We start from the raw sequence: 18,301 nt of genomic DNA, 5'->3' as shown, positions 1-18,301 counted from the left end.
TCGAGCCCGGACGCGCAGGCCGGAGCAGGGCCGAGACCTGCCGACCACCCCCGTGGCCACGCGAACGGGGCAGGACATCCCTTTCGTTGTGTATGGCGTACGTGTATGCTATAAACTCTACCGGGTGCCGCTCGGATGAGGGCAATCGACCGGTAGTTCGAGGAGGGGGATGTGACCACAACCGGAACAGCCATCGTCGCGAAGGGCATACGTAAGAGCTACGGCTCCGTGCAGGCCCTCGACGGATTCGACCTGACCGTCACGACGGGCACCGTCTACGGCTTGCTCGGCCCGAACGGCTCCGGCAAGACCACCGCGGTCAAGTGCCTGACCACGTTGTCGGGGTTCGACGCGGGCAGCGCCGAGATCGCCGGGTTCGACGTCACCCGCCAGCCCGACGAGGTGCGCAAGCGGATCGGTCTGACGGGTCAGTACGCGGCGGTGGACGAGATCCTGAACGGCCGGGAGAACCTGGTCATGTTCGGCCGGTTGTACGGCCTCACCGCCCGCGCCGCCGACCGCAGGGCCGACGAGCTGCTGGAGCACTTCGACCTGGTCGAGGCGGCCAAGCGCTCCGTGGTCCAGTACTCGGGCGGTATGCGCCGCCGGCTGGACCTGGCCGCGAGCCTGATCCAGGCGCCCGAGGTGCTGTTCCTGGACGAGCCGACCACCGGGCTGGACCCGCGCAGCCGCAACCAGGTGTGGAGCGGTGTGCGGGCGCTGGTGAAGGCGGGCACCACGGTGCTGCTCACCACCCAGTACCTCGAGGAGGCCGACCAGCTGGCCGACCGGATCGCGGTGCTGGACAACGGAAAGGTGATCGCCGAGGGCACCGCGGACGAGCTGAAGTCCCGGATCGGCGGCGACCAGATCGACGTCGTGCTGCGCAGTGAAGACGACCTGGAGCGCGCGGCCGAGGTGCTGCGCCGGATCGGCGGCGGCGAGCCGCAGATCGAGCCGGACGACCGCAAGATCAGCGTCGTGGTGTCCGGCGCGCGGATCGCGATCCTCACCGAAGCGGTCCGGGCGCTGGACGACGCGGGCATCCACGCCGAGGACATCGGCGTGCGACGGCCCACCCTGGACGAGGTGTTCCTCGGCCTGACCGGACGCCGGGCCGGCGAGCCTGAGTTGGAGGCGACGTCGTCATGACATCGACATCGACATCGACGAGCACGAGTGCGGAGACGACGCTGGTGGGCACCACGGCGGAGGTCGAGCGGACCGGGGCCACGGGTGCGGCCAAGGCCTGGTCGGACTCGATGGTCCTGTTGAAGCGCAACGTGATCCACGGCATCCGCGAGCCGATCGAGCCGATGCTGTCGCTGATGATCCCGATCATGATGATGCTGCTGCTGGGCTACGTGTTCGGCGGGTCGATCACGGTTCCGGGCAGCGCGAACTACCGCGAGTTCCTCATCGCGGGCATCATCGTGATGGTGATGGCCTACGGCCTGAGCAACACCGCGTCCGGCATGGCCAGGGACACCGAGAAGGCGGTCTACGGCCGGTTCCGCTCGATGCCGATGGCCGCCTCCGCGCTGGTGACCAGTCGTGCCCTCTACGAGATGATCCGCGGTGTCGTGGAGACCGTCATCGTGATCGCCGTCGGCCTGCTGATCGGTTGGCAGTGGCACAACGACTGGGGCGACTTCTTCAGCGCGATCGGCATCCTGCTCCTGCTGCGGCTCGCCCTGGTGTGGGGCGGCATCCTGCTCGGGCTGACGGTGCCCGCCGAGGCGGTCTCCCCGATCGTCTACCCGTTGGTGTTCCCGCTGACCGTGATCTCCAGCAGCTTCGTCGCGCCGGAGCGCATGCCGGAGTGGCTCGGTGTCGCGGCCGAGTGGAACCCGATCACGTCCGTCGTGAACGCCACGCGGGAGCTGTGGGGCAACCCCGGTGTCGGCGGTGACTCCTGGATCGTGCAGAACGCCCAGCTGATGGCGGTGGTGTGGCCGCTGGTCCTGCTGGTGCTGTTCGTCCCGCTGTCGATCCGCCGGTTCCGCCGGGTGAGTGCCTGATCCCTTGTAGACCCCCTCCCCCATCGCCGCGGCCACCCCTCGTGAACCCCCTCCGCGGCGAGAACGGCCCGGGGTGGTCGGTGTTCTCACCGGCCACCCCGGGCCTTCGTCATTCCCGCCGACCCGATTCCAGCGGACCGGGTTCCCGCCGACCCGATTCCCGTCGACCTGCGACGGCCGCTACGGCGCCGCGCAGTCCGTCCTCAAGGGACACTCGCGGCGACCACCCGGTGGCCGCCCGGAAGGCCGACGCGTCGACGTCCACGCCGTGGAAGTCGGTGGCGTTGGCGTAGTCGGGCGCGGGCACGGACAGCACCGGGACCGGGGGCTGCCCGGTCTCCGCCGACACGGCCTGCGCGATCACGCCGAAGATGTCCTTGAGCGGACGGCTCTCGCCGCCGCCGATCAGCCAGTGCCCGCCGGCCAACGCGTCCGCGTTGTCCAGGGCGGCGACGAACGCGCGTGCCACGTCCGTCACGTGCACCAGGTCCCGTTCGACCGAGCCGTCGTGCCACATGGTGAGCGGCTCGCCCGCCAGCGCCCGACGCGCCATCGCCAGCACGATGCCGCGGCCGAGCGCGCCGGGGTCGGGGCCGATGCCGTACACGGTGGCCAGCCGGAGCGTGATCCCCCGCAGGACGCCCCGTGCCGTCGCGTCCTTCAGCGCGTTCTCGCCCTCCAGCTTCTGCCGGTCGTACTCGGTCCGCGGGTCGTCCGGCTCGGTGCCGTCGATGCGGACCCGGTCCGACAGGCCGACCTGGGAGGTCGAGCCGGCGAACACCACGGTCGGGCGTCCGCCGTCGTCCGCGAGCGCGTCGATCAGCGCGTGCACCGAGCCGACGTTGGTCCGCGATCGCGCGTCGGTGCCCTCGCCGGCACGCCACGCCCCGTCGCCCGCGATGTAGGCGACCAGGTGGAGCACGGCGTCCGACCCGGCGACCGCGGCGGCGAGCTGCGCGGGGTCGGTGATGTCGACCTGGACCGGTTCCACTTCGGCCCGCGCACCGGCGGGCGCCCGGACCTCGCCGCGGGCGACGGCGCGGAGCCGAATCGGCCGTTCCGCGAGAATCGACATCACCGCCGATCCGATGAAACCCGAAGCCCCGAGAATCGTCACCAGGGGTTTGCGGTGGTCCGCAACAGGAGCTTTTCCGTCCAACACTGACCTCCGCGACCTGATCGGGCGATCGGACACCTGAAGACTATCCGCGTGACGACAGCCGATTCAACACGCGGCAAAGGTGCCGTGCCGTTCACCCGAGATGCGCGCATTCGGTGCGAGGTTGACGACCAAGATCATAGTGCGTACGATATACACAGAAAGTGTATGTAGTACGCAAGCCCTGGGAACCGCCCCCGGCATGGCTGACCTTGGCAACCAGCGCACTGTCGGCACCGCGTTGCGCCGAGCCACACGGAGAGGGGTGCACTGTGGGTGTGCAACGTGCCCGCAACGTCGCGGTGACCATCACCCGGGAAGGCTACTTGGAGCTCAAGTCCACCGAGACGGACGAGCACTACCGCGGTCATCCGGTGGCCGCGGCGATGTGGATCGCGTTGCAACAACACGACGGCCAGGTCGACCGCGCCGCCGCGGAACTGGCGGACACGTGGGAGATCGATTACGAGCAGATCCGGGCCTACATGGACGCCTGGGTCAATCGTCTGGTGAGCACCGGCTTCATGCGGGAGGAAAACGACATATCGGGTTGACCGGGTTGACCGGCTCCCGATCGACTCCCGATCGCGGACGCGGCCGGGCGCTCGTAGCGTCCTTTCGGAGAAGGCATTCCGGTCATTCCGGTTGTTCTCCGAGGAGGCACCATGAGCGTCCGACCGCACGCGTGGGCGGGGATCGTCGGCCCGGTCCTGTTCACCGTGGGCTTCCTGGCGCAGGAAGCGTTCCGCCGCGACGAGTTCGACCCGATCGCCGAGCCGGTCAGCGCCTTGGAGGCCGGTCCGGCGGGCTGGGTTCAGCAGGTCAACTTCGTGGTGTTCGGCGTGCTGACGCTGGTCTTCGCCGTGGGGCTGCACCGCGGCCTGAAGCCGAGCCGGGCGTCGAGTGCGGCAATTGCGAATTGCGTCGGCCGCAGGGCTGGACACCCTGCGGCCGACATCGGCGTCAGTACCCGATTCGGAACGTCGCGTCCTGCTTGGCCGAACTCGACGAACTGCTGGAGATCGGGTCGATCCGGAGCACGTAACCGGCGTGCCGGATGTACCGGTCCGGGAAGTTGTGCGAGCGGAACGACGTCCAGGACGAGTCGGCGAAACCCGCCACCCGGTGGAAGGTGGCGTCCGACCTGAACACGCTCGTGTTGTCATTGGTGGCGAGCACGAGGGCGTAGTTCTCGTGCCGCAGGTACATGTTCGGGAAGTTCACCGACTGGAACGACACGCCGGCCGAGTCCGCCAGGCCCGGCACGATCTTCCACAGCTGGTCCTGGTACGGGTCGAACGGGTACGGGTCGATGCGCGCGACGTTGGAGGCGTGCCGGACGTACCGGTCGGGGAAGTTGTACGACTTGATCCGGTTCCAGGTCGGGTTGCCCCACTTGGCGACCAGGTTGGACATCTCCGTTGCGGTGATCGGCGTGAGGCCGGGGTGCTTGGAGTTCAGCGGCTGCGTGTAGGCCCGGTCGTTCAGCTGCGTCCAGGACCCGCCCGCGAGATCGGTGGTCTGCCAGCAGAAGAACCGACCGTTCGGGCTCCACGTGTCGCCCCACATGTACCACACGTTCGAGGTGTTCGACTTGACGATGTTGGGCGCCTCGACACCGCGTCCGGGCGAGATCGCGCCGGTGTAGATGCTCCAACTGCGGGGGTTGAGCGAACTCGACCGGGTTCCGAGCATCGTGCTGTTGGTGTTGTTCTTGTAGTACATGTAGTTGACGCCGTTGACGGTGACGAAGCTGCCGTCGATGGCGTCGTAACCGGGGTCGAAGAACACCTGCGGCGCGGACGCCGTGACGAAGTCGGTCGTGTAGTTGACCATGAGGACGTTGTGGCCGCCGCTGACCGCCGAGTAGACGATGGCGTACTGGCCCCGTGAGGCGTCCCAGACCGCCTCCGGCGCCCAGGCGTGCGTCGCGAGCGAGTGCACCTTGAGCAGCCGGTAGTTGGTGAACGTGCGCAGGTCGGCGGAGTCCCAGACGTGCAGGTACTGGCTCTGGTAGTTCCAGTCCGTGCCCTTGAGGTCGGTCGCCAGCACCACGAAAGTGTCGTCCTGCTTGCGCAGGATGAACGGGTCGCGCAGGCCGGTGCTGCCCTGGGTCGGGGTGGCCACCGGGTTGTTCTGGTTGAGCGGAGTCCAGTTCAGACCGTCCGAGCTGACCGCCAGGTGCAGGCTGTAGCTCGCGGCGCTCATCGACGGCGACTCGGTGAAGTACGCCATCGCGTAGCCGGAGTAGGTGGCCGCCGAGGCGGCGCCGGGACGCAGCAGCAGCGCACCGGCCGAACCGGTGCCGATCGCCACGGCCACCCGGCCCGCGGCGGAGAGCAGTTGTCGACGCTTCATCATTGCCCCGATCTGTGTCGATGTCCTGGGAAGCGGCGGTTATGCCGGTTGCAGTTGCCACTGCTGGCAGTTGTTGGCCAGCCAGCTCCACTGGCGCACGTCGGCGCCGTCGGCGGTGCCGCAGTTGGCCACGTCGGCGACCTTGCCGCTGTTGGCGTTCTGCAGGCGAACCCAGCCGCCGACGTCGCTGATGATCACGCGGAACTTCTGGCAGTTGTTGTTCAGCCAGGACCACTGCCGGATGTCGGCGCCGTCGGCGGTGCCGCACTCGCCGACGTCGAGCACCTTGCCGCTGGCGACGCTGACCAGCCGGTTGGTGTCGCCGCCGACGTCTTCGACGCGCCACAGCTGGTTGGTGCCACCGTTGCAGGTCCACTGGAAGACGTTCGCGCCGTCCGCCGACGAGCCACTGGCCACGTCCAGGCACTTGCCGCTGTTGCGGTTGACGATCCGGTACGCGGTCGGCGTCGCCGCCGTCTCACCGGAGGGTCCGTCGAGCGTGGTGCCCAGCGCCACGGGCTGGCCGAAGTTCGGCGTGCCGTCGGCGTTCCAGGCGAACTTCTGCGCACGGGCGGTGCGCGTGTTGCCGCAACCCTGGGTGGCGGAGTTGTTGGCGTGGTAGACGATCCAGCTCTCGGTGCCGTCCGGTGAGCTGAAGAAACCGTTGTGGCCGGGCCCGTAGACGCCGTTGGCGTCGTTGCGCTGGAAGACCGGGTTGGGGTTCTTCGTCCAGGAGGCGGCGGACAGTGGGTCGCCGCCGTTGTAGGAGAGGAGGCCGAGCTTGTAGTCGGCGGTGCCACAAGCGCTCGCCGAGTAGGCGATGAACGTCCGCCCGTTGCGCTGGAGCGCGACGGGGCCCTCGTTCACCGCGCCGCCGGACCGCTCCCACGACAGCGTGGGGCTCGAGATGACGCTGAACGTCGTGTTGGCGAGCGTGTACGGGTTGGTCAGCGGCGCGATCACGAGGCTCTGCTCGCCGCCGCTGAGGAACCCGCTGCCGAGCAGGTACAGCGAGTCGTTCAGCCGCAACACGCTCGCGTCGATCAGCCAGCCGCCGGGCGTGAGGTTCGACCCGCTGAGCATGTTCTTGTACGTGTACGGCCCGAGCGGATCGGCGCCCGCGCTCTCCAGCACGTGGGTCCGCTGGGTGTCACAGCACGCGGCGCCGACCTGCGCGGCGGAGTAGTACACGTACCACCGGTTGTTGACGAAGTGCATTTCCGGCGCCCAGAAGTTGGCACCGCGCGAACTCGTGGTGTCCTGCCAGATCTGCACGCTCGGCGCGGTCGCCAGCCCGGCCAGCGTCGGGGACTTCCGCATCCACAGCGTGTTCGAGAACGGCGTACCCATCATGTAGTAGTTGCCGTTGTAGAAGGTCATGAACGGATCGGCCGCTTTGCCCGATTTGATCGGGTTGGTGTACGGCCGTCCGGCTGCGGCGGACGCGGACTGGGTGGCGCCCACCAGCAGGCCGGTGAGCAGCACGATCACGGCCACGGTCGCGGGCAGGACTCGGGAACGGGTACGCGGCATGCGTCAGTCCTCGACAATGTTAGGATGTTAACGTTAACATATTGCACAATCGTGCAGCGACCAGCCGGGACCGACCCGGGTGCCGGCCAGGTTTCGTGTTGATGTCCTACGAGTTGCGACACATCCTCAGCGATCACCCGGCGTCAAGTCAACGCCCAGTTTTCCGTTATGCGTCCACTGCGATACACCCGGTGACCACCCACCGTCTCAGTACGCGGCACGCAGCACCCCTGAACGTCGCTTCGATTACGTCTCGAAGTCGGCGTTGACGCGGATGCCGCTCGCACGGAAACTGACGCGGCGTTCATGTGAACGTTAACAAGATCCGCCTTCCGGCGGATCCACGCGCGTTTGGAGGTTCCGTGCGCCGTCGCACCCACCAACGTCACCGGACGTTCGCGGCAGCATGTCTGGCGCTGGTCGCCGGCCTGGTCGTCGGCGTCGCCAACGTCGACGCCGGCGCCGCCGACGAGGCGGGAGCCTCCGTTCTCGACAAGGACGCCATCCTCGCCGCACAGGGCTTGGACGAGCCCCAGTGGTACAAGGACAACATCCCGTTCGTGGACACGCCGGACACGAACATCAACGACGTGTACTACTACCGGTGGAGCACTTACAAGCGCGCGCTGCGTTACACGACGCCGGGCACCGGCTACATCTCCACCGAGTACGACCAGCCCGTCTGGTATTCGGGCAAGGTGTCCTACAGCGGGCTGCCGGACGCGGCGGGGTACCACATCACGGACGGCCGCTGGCTGCGCGACCGCACCTACGTGGACGACTACCTCAACTACTGGCTGCGCGGCTCCGGCACGGACACCGTGCGCACCTACAGCGAGTGGATCACCGGCGCGGCGTACCAGCGGTACCTGGTCACCGGCGACGCGGAGCAGCTCAAGGCGTACCTGCCGCAGTTCATCATGCTGTTCGACAAGTGGAACTCGAACTACACCGAGAACATCACCGTCAACGGGACCCAGACGAGCGACGACCTCTACTTCCAGTCGCCGATCTCCGACGCCACGGAGTACACCGAGACGTCGATGCGCAGCACCAACTGGTTCTCCGGCGGCACCGGCTACCGGTCGACGATCAACAGCTACATGTACACGGCGGCGCAGGCCATCAGCAAGGTCGCGACGATGACCGGCGACACCGCGACCGCGAACACCTACGCGGCCAAGGCCGCTGCGCTCAAAGCCGGTGTGCAGAACTCGCTCTGGGACCCGCAGCGGCAGTTCTTCATGCACGTGTACAACAACAACTCCACCAACGTCGGCATCGCGGGGACCCGCACGACGTGGCGCGAGGCGATGGGGTACGCGCCGTGGGCGTTCGGGCTCCCGGACGCGAAGTACTCGGCGGCCTGGCAGTACCTCGACGACCCGCAGCGGTTCGGTGCCGCGTTCGGGCCGACGACGCTGGAGCGGGTGCACGACTTCGAGGCCGAGCAGGCGGCCGTGGTCCACGCGAACACGCGCAGCGCGACGAGCGCGTCCAACGGCCAGTACATCGGCCAGATCGACTTCGACGACAGCTCCGTCACGTTCACCGTGCAGGCCCCCGGCGCGGGCACGTACCCGGTGAAGGTGCACTACGCCAACGCGACCGGCGCCACCTCCACCCACCGGCTCGCGGTCAACGGGTCGACCTCGCCGATCACGGTGAGCTACCCGGCGACCGGCGCGTGGGGTTCGTTCTCCGGCTCGCAGGCCGTGACGGTCCAGGTGCCGATGCAGGCGGGCGCCAACACCCTGAAGTTCACCAGGGGCACCGGGTACGCCGAGCTGGACAAGATCGCCGCGAACCCGTACTTCAACTACCAGGCCTACCCCGCAACGCAGAACCGCGACGACACCAACTGCTGCCACTGGAACGGTCCCACCTGGCCGTTCGCGACCAGCGCGACCCTGACCGGGCTGGCGAACCTGTTGCAGGACTACCCGGCGCAGGACTACGTCACCAAGCAGACCTACAACAAGCTGCTCAGCCAGTTCGCCACGCTCCAGCACAAGAACGGCGAGCCGTACGTGGCCGAGGCCGCCAACGGCGACACCGGCGAGTGGGTCTACGACGCGCAGGACTTCAGCGAGCACTACAACCACTCCAGCTTCAACGACCTCGTGCTGACCGGTCTGCTGGGCATCAAGCCGCAGGCGGGCAACACGCTCGTGCTCAAGCCGTTGGTGCCGGACAGCTGGAACCACTTCGCGGTGCAGGACATGCCCTACCACGGCCACACGTACACGATCCTGTGGGACCGGGACGGCACGCGCTACGGCCAGGGCTCCGGCCTGCAGGTGTTCCAGGACGGCACGCGCATCCACCAGTCCGCCGGGCTCGGCAACACCACGATCCAGGTCGCGGCCCCGGTGGCGCCGCCCGCTGCCACCCGGTTGGAGAACGTGGCCGCCAACGCCTGGAACGCCGACCAGGAGTGGTTCAAGGGCTGGGACAGGCGCACTTACACGCAGACCTACCCCAAGGCGTTCGCCTCGTACACCAACACCGCGTCCAACGGCAAGCGCTGCCGCAGCGCCGACAACCCCCGCTGCATCGAGGCTCTTGATGCGCCTTTGAAGGCCACCAACGGTTTCATCCGGTACGACAAGATGCCGGACGACCGGTGGACCAACGCCGGGTCGCCGAACGCCACCGACCACCTCGGCGTGGACTTCGGCTACCAGCGCCCGGTCAACGAGGTCAAGATCTACACCTACGACGACGGGCAGAACGTGCGGGCGCCGCTGAGCTTCGACGTGCAGTACCTGTCGGGCAGCACGTGGCAGTCGGTGCCGGGCCAGGTCAAGACGCCCGCCACGCCGGTCGCGAACAAGCCCAACGAGGTGAAGTTCACGACCGTGACCACGTCCCAGCTACGGGTCGTGTTCACCCCGCAGGCGGGCAAGTTCGTCGGCGTCACGGAGTTCGAGTCGTGGTACCCGCAGCAGGCCGCCGTGCGGATCGTCAACCGGAACAGCGGCCTGGAGCTGGGCGTCGCCGGGGCGTCCGCCGCCTTCGGCGGTGCGGTGGTGCAGCAGTCGGCCGACAGCAGCGTCAACCACCAGTGGCAGCTGGAGCCGGCCGAGGACGGCTACGTCAAGATCTTCAACCGGAACAGCGGTCTCGTCCTCGGCATCCAGGGCGCGTCCACGGCGGCCGGCGCGACCGCCCTGCAGTGGGGTGACACCCTGACCGCCGACCACCTGTGGCGAGTGGTCGACGCCGGCGGCGGCTACCGCAAGCTGGTCAACAAGAACAGCGGTCTGGTGCTCGGCGTCAAGGACGCGTCCAAGACCTCCGGCGCCGCGACGCTCCAGTGGAACGACACCGGCACCCTGGACCACCAGTGGAGTCTGGTGCAGGTCGGCTGACCCCGGTTCGACCCGGCGCAGGCGCGGTCCCGAAACGGGGCCGCGCCTGCTCTGAGCCCTCGGCGGCCGGTATCCGGATCGGACACCGGCCGCCAGTGGGTGACGCGGTGGATGGTGCCGTTGTCCATGTTGACGTAGAACAGGTCGCCGTTCGGCCCGATCTCCAGGTCGACGGGGTGGCCCGCGCCTGCGCCGGTGGAGTCCACGCAGACCAGGCACTGCCGCTGCCCGGGGTCCGGCAACCCGTTGGTCCCGGGCATCATCGCCCAGATCTCGTTGCGGCTGTGGTCACCGAAGAACAGCGCCCCGTTGTACGCCGCGGGGTACGAGCCGCCGCGGTAGAACGTCATGCCGGTGATCGACGAGCTGCCGGTGCGGCACCCGGTGTAGCTCACCACGCACGCGCTGTGGTTGTAGCGTAGTACGGCGCCGTGACCGATCCGGCCGTGTTGTAGAGCTGCGAGCACATGGTGAGCCCGGCGCTCTGGTACCCGCTCTGCGGCCCGGCCCCCTCGTAGCAGGGCCAGCCGAAGTTGCGGCCGCCGGTGGCGGTGAGCCGGTTGACCTCTTCCCAGGTGCCCCAGCCGACGTCGCCGATCCACAGTTCGTCCGTGCCCGGCCGCTGCGTCATCCGGAACGGGTTGCGCAGACCGTAGCCGATGATCCGCTTCGCGTTCGGGTCGGAGGACGAGGCGAACGGGTGTTGCCGCTCGCGGTCAGCCGCGAGAGCCGCCCGGACACCAGGCAGCCGTCGGTCGTCGGGCCCGGCGGCGTCGGGCAGCCGTCACCCCACGTGGGCGGGGTGCCGCCGATCGGCGCGTCGTAGGCGTACAGCGCGTACACGTACGGGTTCGCGGGGAAGCCGGGGTGCAGCGCGAGACCGAGCATGCCGCGGTCCCAGAAGTCGTGGACGTTCGCGGACAGGTCGGCGAACGTCGTCGCCGTCGTGTCGGCCAGGTTGTCGAAGACCTTGATGACACCGTTCTTCTGCGCCGCGAAGACCCGGCCGTCGTCGGCGAACTGGATCGCCGTCGGGTTCGTGAGTCCGCTGAAGACGACCCGGTCGGAGAAGTTCGGCGGGAGCGTCGCGGCCTGGGCGGTCGATATCGCCACGACCGTGGGCACGAGCAGGGCAAAAGTGAGCAGAGCTGCCTTGAACCTGGGGTGCTGCGACATTGCGGCCCCCTTTCGTTCCACTTGACGTGGACATCGGGGAACGCACCGGAAAGCGTTACAGGGCAACGGAAAGTGCCCGCACGGCTACCAGTCGGAGTTCGACCCGACAAAACGCTCGGGCGACCGATCGCCTGATTACCGAAATCGTCACATCAGGCACGACCGTCCCTATTCAAAACGGTTCAAATCAACCGGTATTCTCACCGCCGCAAATCATCGCCGTGGTCGCGGAGCCGTTGCCGAGCGCCTCCTGCCGAGGCGCGAACCGTCCGGAACAGGGGCGCGCGGCGGCGTCCCGATGTCGGTAGTGGCCGAACCGTTGTCGTTACGGCCGGCGAAGCGGGGATCGCGGCACTACCGTGCGGTGGTATGAGCACCGCCGTTCGGCAGAGAACGTCGGGTCTCTCCCTGGAGTTGACCAGCTTCGTCGGCCGCCGGCGCGAGGTGGGCGAGGTCAGGCGCCTGCTGTCGACGTCACGCCTGGTGACCCTCAGCGGGCCGGGCGGAGTGGGCAAGACCCGCCTCGCCATCGAGGTCACCAACGCCGTGCGCCGGGTGTTCCCGGACGGGGTCGTGCTGGTCGAGTTGGACCAACTGCGGGACCCGGTGCTGGTGCCGAACACGGTGGCGGTGGCGGTCGGCCTGCGGGAGAACGCGGGCCGCGCGACGGTCGAGATGCTGATCGACTACCTGGCTCCGCGCCAGTTGCTGCTCGTGCTGGACAACTCCGAGCACCTGATCGACCCGGTCGCGGAACTGGTCGGCGCGCTGCTGCGGGGCTGTCCTGAACTGCGGATCCTGTCCACGAGCCGGGAGTCGATGGGCATCCAGGGCGAGGTCGTCATGCCGGTGCCGCCGCTGACGCTCCCGGACCCGCAGCTGCCGTTCGCCGAGCAGGACCTGGTCCAGTCCGAGGCGGTGTCCCTGTTCGCGGAACGGGCGGCGACCACCCGGCCCGGCTTCACGGTCAACGGGAACAACGGCGCCGTGGTGGCCGAGATCTGCCACCGCCTCGACGGCCTCCCGCTGGCGATCGAGCTGGCCGCGGCTCGCGTGCGCGTGCTCTCCGAGAAGGACATCCTCGCCAGGTTGTCGGATCAGCCCCACCTGTTGGCCGGACGGGGGCGGGGTGTGCCCGCCCGGCAGCAGACGTTGCGGGCGTGCATCGAGTGGAGCTACGGCCTGTGCTCGCCCCAGGAGCAGCTGCTCTGGGCACGGCTGTCGGTGTTCGCGGGTGCGTTCGAGCTCGACGCCGCGGAGGACGTGTGCTCGGGTGACGGCCTGACCGCCGACGACGTGCTGCACACCGTCGCCTCCCTGATGGACAAGTCGATCCTGGCCGGGGAGCAGGACGGCGACGTCATGCGCTACCGGATGTTGGAGACCATCCGCGAGTTCGGCGTGGAGCGACTCCAGCACATCGGCGAGTACGCCGACCTGCGCCACCGGCACAGCGACTGGTACCTGCAGCTGGTGGAGCGGGCCCGCAGCGAGTGGATCAGCCCCCGGCAGGTCGACTGGTTCACCCGGCTCGACCGCGAGCACGCCAACATCCAGGCGGCCCTGGACCACTGCGTGGCAGAACCCGGCGAACTCGAATCCGGGATGCGGATCCTGATCGCGTTGTTCCACTTCTACTGGTGGGGCCGCGGGTGGTCCCGCGAAGGCCGGCTGTGGCTGGCGCGGGCGCTCGACCAGCCGAGCCCGCTCTCCGTCGTCCGGGCCAACGCCCTGCTCACCGACGCCACCCTGGCGCTGGGCGCCGGGGACATGGAGGGCGGTCGGCAACGCATCGAGGACGCCAAGGCCATCCTCGACACCGTGGACGATCCCGCCATCGAGGGCTTCGTCTGCTGGGCGGCGGGGTGCGCCGCGGAGTACAGCGGTGATCTCCCCACCTCGATCACGATCTTCGAGCGGGGGCTCGACGTGCTGCCACCCGGGCAGCACCTGACGCTGCGGCTGGACATCCTGGTCAGCTACTCCATCGCCGCCGGGCTCATCGGCGACACGGACCGCGCCAACACCTGCCACGCCGAGGTGCTGCGCATCAGCGAGCCGGCGGGCGAACGCTTCCACCGCTCGTACGCGCTCTGGACGCTCGGCCTCTACGTGATGCAGCAGGGCGACCACCACCGGGCCGCGGCGTTGCACAAGCAGAGCCTCCAGCTGCGCAGAGAACTCCAAGACGTCACCGGAGCAGGCTGGTCGCTGGAATCGCTGGCCTGGGCGGAATCGGCGTTCGGAGAACCCGAGCGGGTGGCGACGCTCCTCGGCACCGCGGACCGCCTGTGGGAGATCATGGGTCGTCCGCTCCGCGCCTACCAGCACCTTTACCCCTACCACGAGGAGTGCGAGCGCAGCGCGCAGGAGCGACTCGGTGACAAGCGGTTCCAGGACGCGTTCGAGCGCGGGAGGGCGATGAGCGTCGACGAGGCCATCGCGTTCGCCCTGGACGAGCAGCCGCCGACGCCGGTGGAGGAGTCGCCGCCGGCGGCGCCACGCGTGCTGACCCGTCGCGAGTCGGAGATCGCCGAACTGATCGCCGAGGGCCTCACCAACCGGGAGGTCGCTTCACGACTGGTCATCTCGGTCCGGACCGCGGAGAGCCACGCGGAGCACATCCTGACCAAACTCGGGTTCACCTCCCGCGTGCAGATCGCCACGTGGGTCGCCGAACAGCGCGCCAGGCCCTCCGCCGGATAGGCGCGAACTCCGCCACGGGCGCGAAGCGGGTGCCGCCGCAGGTCGACGGCGGCCGAACCGTCGTGGGTACACCCTGCGCGCCGGGGTCGGCCGCACTACCGTGCGTCGGTATGAGCACCGTCGTTCGGCAGAGGACGTCGGGCCTGCCGCTGGAGCTGACCAGCTTCGTCGGCCGCCGACGTGAGGTGGGCGAGGTCAGGCGCCTGCTGTCGACGTCACGCCTGGTGACCCTCACCGGGCCGGGCGGAGTGGGCAAGACGCGACTCGCCCTGGAGGTGACCAACGCCGTGCGCCGGGTGTTCCCCGACGGCGTGGTGCTGGTCGAGTTCGACCAGTTGCGGAACCCGGAGCTGGTGCCGAACACGGTCGCGGTGGCCGTCGGCCTGCGGGAGCAGTCGGGTCGCGCGACGGTCGAGATGCTGGTCGACTACCTGGCCTCGCGCCAGTTGCTGCTCGTGCTGGACAACTCGGAGCACCTGATCGACGCGATCGCGGAGCTGACCGGCGTGCTGCTGCAGCGCTGTCGCGAGCTGCGGATCCTCTCGACGAGCCGGGAGTCGCTGGGCATCCACGGCGAGGTCGTCATGCCGGTGCCGCCGCTGACGCTCCCGGACCCGGAACGCGTGCTCGCCGACCAGGACCTGGTCCAGTCCGAGGCGGTGACCCTGTTCGTGGAACGGGCGGCGACCATCCGGCCCGGGTTCACGGTCGGTGACCACAACGGGGCCGCGGTGGTCGAGATCTGCCAGCGCCTCGACGGCCTCCCGCTGGCGATCGAACTGGCCGCGGCCCGGCTGCGGGCGCTGTCCGAGAAGGACATCCTCGCCAGGTTGCTGGACCAGCCCCACCGGCTGACCGCCCGGCTGCGCGACATGCCGGCCCGGCAGCAGACGTTGCGGGCGTGCATCGAGTGGAGCTACGGCCTGTGCTCGCTCCAGGAGCAGCTGCTCTGGGCACGGCTGTCGGTGTTCACGGGTGCGTTCGAACTCGACGCCGCGGAGGACGTGTGCTCGGGTGACGGCCTCGCCGTCGGCGACGTGCTGCACACCGTGGCCTCCCTGATGGACAAGTCGATCCTGGTCGGGGAGCAGGACGGCGACGTGATGCGCTACCGGATGCTGGAGACCATCCGCGAGTTCGGCGCGGAACAGCTGGAGCAGGCCGGCGAGCACGCCGAGCTGCGCCGCAAGCACGCCGACTGGTACGCGTTGCTGGTGGACCGGGCCGAGCGCGACTGGGTCAGCCCCCGACAAGTGGACTGGTTCGCCCGGCTGGACCGGGAACACCCCAACGTCCAGACGGCCGCGGACTACTTCCTCAAGGAGCCCGGCCGGCTCGAATCCGCGTTGCGGATGCTGGCGTCGTTGTTCCACTTCTACTGGTGGGGCCGCGGGTGGGCCAGGGAAGGCCGGCTGTGGCTGGCGCGGGCGCTCGACCAACCCGGCCCGCCGACCGCCGTTCGAGCGAACGCCCTGCTCACCGACGCCAGCCTGGCGCAGGCCGACGGCGACTTCGAGGCCGCCCGGCAGCGCTTGGCGGACGCCGAGGCCATCGCCGCCACCGTGGCGGATCCCTCCATCGAGGCCTTCGCCCACTGGGTGGACGGCAGCTTCGCCCTCTACAGCGGCGACCTGCCGACCGCGATCACGATCTTCGAACGCGGCCTCGCGGCACTGCCACCGGGACACGACCTGCCCCGGCGCCTGGACCTGCTGCTGAGCTACTCGAGCGCGTCGGCGCTGATCGGGGACGCGGAACGCGCCAATGCCTGCTACGCCGAGTCCACGCGCATCACCGAGCCCGCGGGCGAGTGCTTCCACCGCTCGTACGCGCTGTGGACGTTCGGCCTGTTCGCGATGCAGCAGGGCGACCACTCCCGGGCGACCGAGTTGCACCGCGAGAGCATCCGGCTGCGCAGAGAGGTGCGCGACCTCACCGGACTGGGCTGGTCGTTGGAGTCGTTGGCCTGGACCGAGGCCGCGGTCGAGCCGCCCGAGCGGGTCGCGACGCTGCTCGGCGTCGCCGACCGACTCTGGGAGATCATGGGTCGCCCGCTGCGCACCTACCAGCACATGTACCCCATGCACGAGCAATGCCGACGCAACGCAGAGGAGCGGCTTGGCGACAAGCGGTTCCAGGAAGCGTTCGACCGCGGGCGGGCGATGAGCCTTGACGAGGCCATCGCGTTCGCCCTCGGCGAGGAACTCGTCCCGGTGCCGGCAGAGGAGTCGCCGGCGGCCTCGCCGCGCGTGCTGACCCGTCGCGAGTGGCAGATCGCCGAACTGATCGCCGAGGGCCTCACCAACCGGGAGATCGCCGCACGACTGGTCATCTCGATCCGCACCGCCGAAACCCACACGGAGCACATCCTCACCAAACTCGGGTTCACCTCCCGCGTGCAGATCGCCACGTGGGTCGCCGAGCAGCGCGCCGAGGCCCCTTCCGAATAGGTGCGGAGCGGGGTGGTCCCGGAGGGAGTGCCGCCTCCCTCCGGGACCACCGGACCGACTCAGGTGCCGATGTTCGCCTGCGGACCGGCGTAGGTGCGCAGGAGGGACGGGACGTTCGCGGCCGGGTCGAGCGTGTAGGAGTAGAACGAGCCCGGGTTGAACGCCGAGCCGCCCGTCTCCTGCCGGCCGGTCGAGTTGACCACGATGCTGCCGGACTGCCGCAGCTCGGCGGCGGCGTCCTTGTAGTACGGGTCCTTCACGTTCTCGAAGTAGCTGTTCTCCAGCACCATTTTCGTGGCGCCCCTGGACCAGTTGCCGGAGCCGGTGTTCTGGAGGTAGTTGTTGTACATGTGGGCGTAGGCGATGTTGTCGCCGCTGGGGTTGCGGCTGTTGGTGCTGCGGAACCAGTTGTGGTGGATGGTGATCCGCGAGGTGACGTTGTCGGTCCAGCCGATGCCGAACGTCTTGTTGTTCTCGGCCAGGACGTTCCACGACACGGTGAGGTTCGTGTTGTCCTTGCGGCTGTCGATCAGGCCGTCGTTCATCCGGGCCAGGTGGTTGTGGTCGATCCAGATCCTGTTCGCGGTGTCCATCTGGATGGCGTCGTAGTCGTAGGTGTCGTCACCCGGGTCGTCGTCGGCCATGCGCGTGTCGCGGATCGTCAGGTTGCGGATGATCACGTTGCTGACACCCGCACCGAGGAAGAACCCGCCGTTGACGATCTGGCCGCGGGTGCCGACGCCGACGATGGTCTTGTTCGACGCCACCCTGACCTCGGTCCCCATCGGCGTGACGGTGATCGTCCCGTCGACCCGGATCACGTGCGGGGCGCTCGCCGTGGCGTACCGGACCAGGTCGGCGTAGGTCGTGACGGTGACCGTCGTGCCACCCGCGCCGCCCGTCGTGCCGGCGCCCGTGCCGGCGAACCCGTCGGCGGTGCTCGGCCACGTCCGCCCGCCGACGGGGGTGAAGAGCCACTGCTTGTTGGTGTTGGCGGTGCAGCTCTCCTGGATGATGGGTGCGCCGGAGTCGGTGGAGGCGTCCTTGTTGGCCAGGCACAGGCCACTGGCGGCGTTGATCACCTGATAGGTGCCGCTGCCCGACGCGGTGAGCCGCCACTGCTGGTTGGACGCGCCGCTGCAACTCCACTGCTGGAGCTGGACACCCGATTGCGTGGTGCCGTTGGGGATGTCCAGGCACTTGCCGCTGTTGACGTTGACCAGGGTGAACACACCCGATCCGGACGAGTTGAGGGTGAACTGCTGCCACTTGTCACCGGAACAACCCCACTGCTGGACCAGGCCGCCGTTCACGGTCGACCCGGCCGCCATGTCCAGGCACTTGCCGCTCTTCGTGACGCTGACCTGGTACGTCGTGCCGGACACGGGGGTGGCGGCGTTGGCGCTCGTGGAGGGCACGACCACCGCCGCGCCCAGGGTGACGACGGCGGCGAGAATCGCACGCCGGTAGGGGAAACGCATGGGCTTTCCTGCTTTCGAGGAGGGTCAGCCGACCAACGGGTGG

Annotated in this window: 12 protein-coding genes and 1 pseudogene; 7 read left to right on the top strand and 6 right to left on the bottom strand. The window is 68.7% G+C overall.

Annotated elements, in window-relative coordinates; genetic code table 11:
- The first annotated feature begins 171 nt into the window (after positions 1 to 171).
- Positions 172 to 1,152 (top strand): ATP-binding cassette domain-containing protein, encoded by a 981-nt coding sequence (locus FM051_RS01115; protein ID WP_158839651.1) that lies wholly within the window; start codon positions 172 to 174, stop codon positions 1,150 to 1,152.
- Positions 1,149 to 2,021, top strand: coding sequence for an ABC transporter permease (locus tag FM051_RS01110; RefSeq protein WP_158839649.1), 873 nt, complete (start codon positions 1,149 to 1,151; stop codon positions 2,019 to 2,021). Before FM051_RS01115 ends, FM051_RS01110 begins: the two co-directional genes overlap by 4 nt.
- 109 nt (positions 2,022 to 2,130) lie before the next feature.
- On the opposite strand, the gene FM051_RS01105 is transcribed toward FM051_RS01110, so the two are convergent.
- Complete coding sequence (locus tag FM051_RS01105) at positions 2,131 to 3,138, bottom strand: NAD-dependent epimerase/dehydratase family protein (protein WP_274383414.1); 1,008 nt, start codon at positions 3,136 to 3,138, stop codon at positions 2,131 to 2,133.
- Between the two features lie 320 nt (positions 3,139 to 3,458).
- Between FM051_RS01105 and FM051_RS01100 the strand changes: the two genes are divergently transcribed.
- Together FM051_RS01100 and FM051_RS53885 are read left to right on the top strand one after the other, a co-directional pair.
- Entirely contained in the window at positions 3,459 to 3,734 is a 276-nt protein-coding gene (locus tag FM051_RS01100; RefSeq protein WP_158839645.1) for a PqqD family peptide modification chaperone, read from the top strand.
- Positions 3,735 to 3,845: 111 nt separating this feature from the next.
- A pseudogene (locus tag FM051_RS53885) lies at positions 3,846 to 4,079 on the top strand (DUF998 domain-containing protein); the annotation flags it as partial.
- Between the two features lie 64 nt (positions 4,080 to 4,143).
- Here FM051_RS53885 and FM051_RS01090 read toward each other — a convergent pair.
- Positions 4,144 to 5,541 carry a glycoside hydrolase family 43 protein gene (locus FM051_RS01090; RefSeq protein ID WP_238412034.1) on the bottom strand — a complete coding sequence of 466 codons (1,398 nt, stop codon included), beginning with the start codon at positions 5,539 to 5,541 and terminating at the stop codon, positions 4,144 to 4,146.
- A 36-nt stretch (positions 5,542 to 5,577) separates the two neighbouring features.
- Positions 5,578 to 7,071, bottom strand: a complete 1,494-nt coding sequence (locus FM051_RS01085) for a family 43 glycosylhydrolase (protein WP_158839643.1) — start codon at positions 7,069 to 7,071, stop codon at positions 5,578 to 5,580.
- 362 nt (positions 7,072 to 7,433) lie between these two features.
- On the opposite strand from FM051_RS01085, the gene FM051_RS01080 reads away from it, so the two are divergent.
- On the top strand, positions 7,434 to 10,445 hold the full coding sequence (locus tag FM051_RS01080) for an MGH1-like glycoside hydrolase domain-containing protein (protein WP_158839642.1): 3,012 nt from the start codon (positions 7,434 to 7,436) through the stop codon (positions 10,443 to 10,445).
- A 391-nt stretch (positions 10,446 to 10,836) separates the two neighbouring features.
- On the opposite strand, the gene FM051_RS01075 is transcribed toward FM051_RS01080, so the two are convergent.
- Complete coding sequence (locus FM051_RS01075; protein WP_238412068.1) at positions 10,837 to 11,094, bottom strand: PQQ-dependent sugar dehydrogenase; 258 nt, start codon at positions 11,092 to 11,094, stop codon at positions 10,837 to 10,839.
- A complete protein-coding gene (locus FM051_RS01070; protein ID WP_158839640.1) occupies positions 11,073 to 11,621 on the bottom strand; it encodes a PQQ-dependent sugar dehydrogenase in 549 nt (182 codons plus the stop codon). The genes FM051_RS01075 and FM051_RS01070 overlap by 22 nt, the downstream gene beginning before the upstream one ends.
- Positions 11,622 to 11,990: 369 nt before the next feature.
- On the opposite strand from FM051_RS01070, the gene FM051_RS01065 reads away from it, so the two are divergent.
- Together FM051_RS01065 and FM051_RS01060 are read left to right on the top strand one after the other, a co-directional pair.
- On the top strand, positions 11,991 to 14,327 hold the full coding sequence (locus FM051_RS01065; protein ID WP_158839638.1) for an ATP-binding protein: 2,337 nt from the start codon (positions 11,991 to 11,993) through the stop codon (positions 14,325 to 14,327).
- A gap of 110 nt (positions 14,328 to 14,437) precedes the next feature.
- Entirely contained in the window at positions 14,438 to 16,777 is a 2,340-nt protein-coding gene (locus tag FM051_RS01060; protein WP_158839636.1) for an ATP-binding protein, read from the top strand.
- Between the two features lie 59 nt (positions 16,778 to 16,836).
- Here FM051_RS01060 and FM051_RS01055 read toward each other — a convergent pair whose 3' ends face one another.
- Positions 16,837 to 18,258 (bottom strand): RICIN domain-containing protein, encoded by a 1,422-nt coding sequence (locus FM051_RS01055; RefSeq protein WP_158839634.1) that lies wholly within the window; start codon positions 18,256 to 18,258, stop codon positions 16,837 to 16,839.
- Positions 18,259 to 18,301: the final 43 nt, after the last annotated feature.

This window comes from Saccharothrix deserti (assembly GCF_009769385.1).
GTDB classification, from domain to species: domain Bacteria; phylum Actinomycetota; class Actinomycetes; order Mycobacteriales; family Pseudonocardiaceae; genus Actinosynnema; species Actinosynnema deserti.
This window is presented reverse-complemented; position numbering and strand designations above follow the sequence as displayed.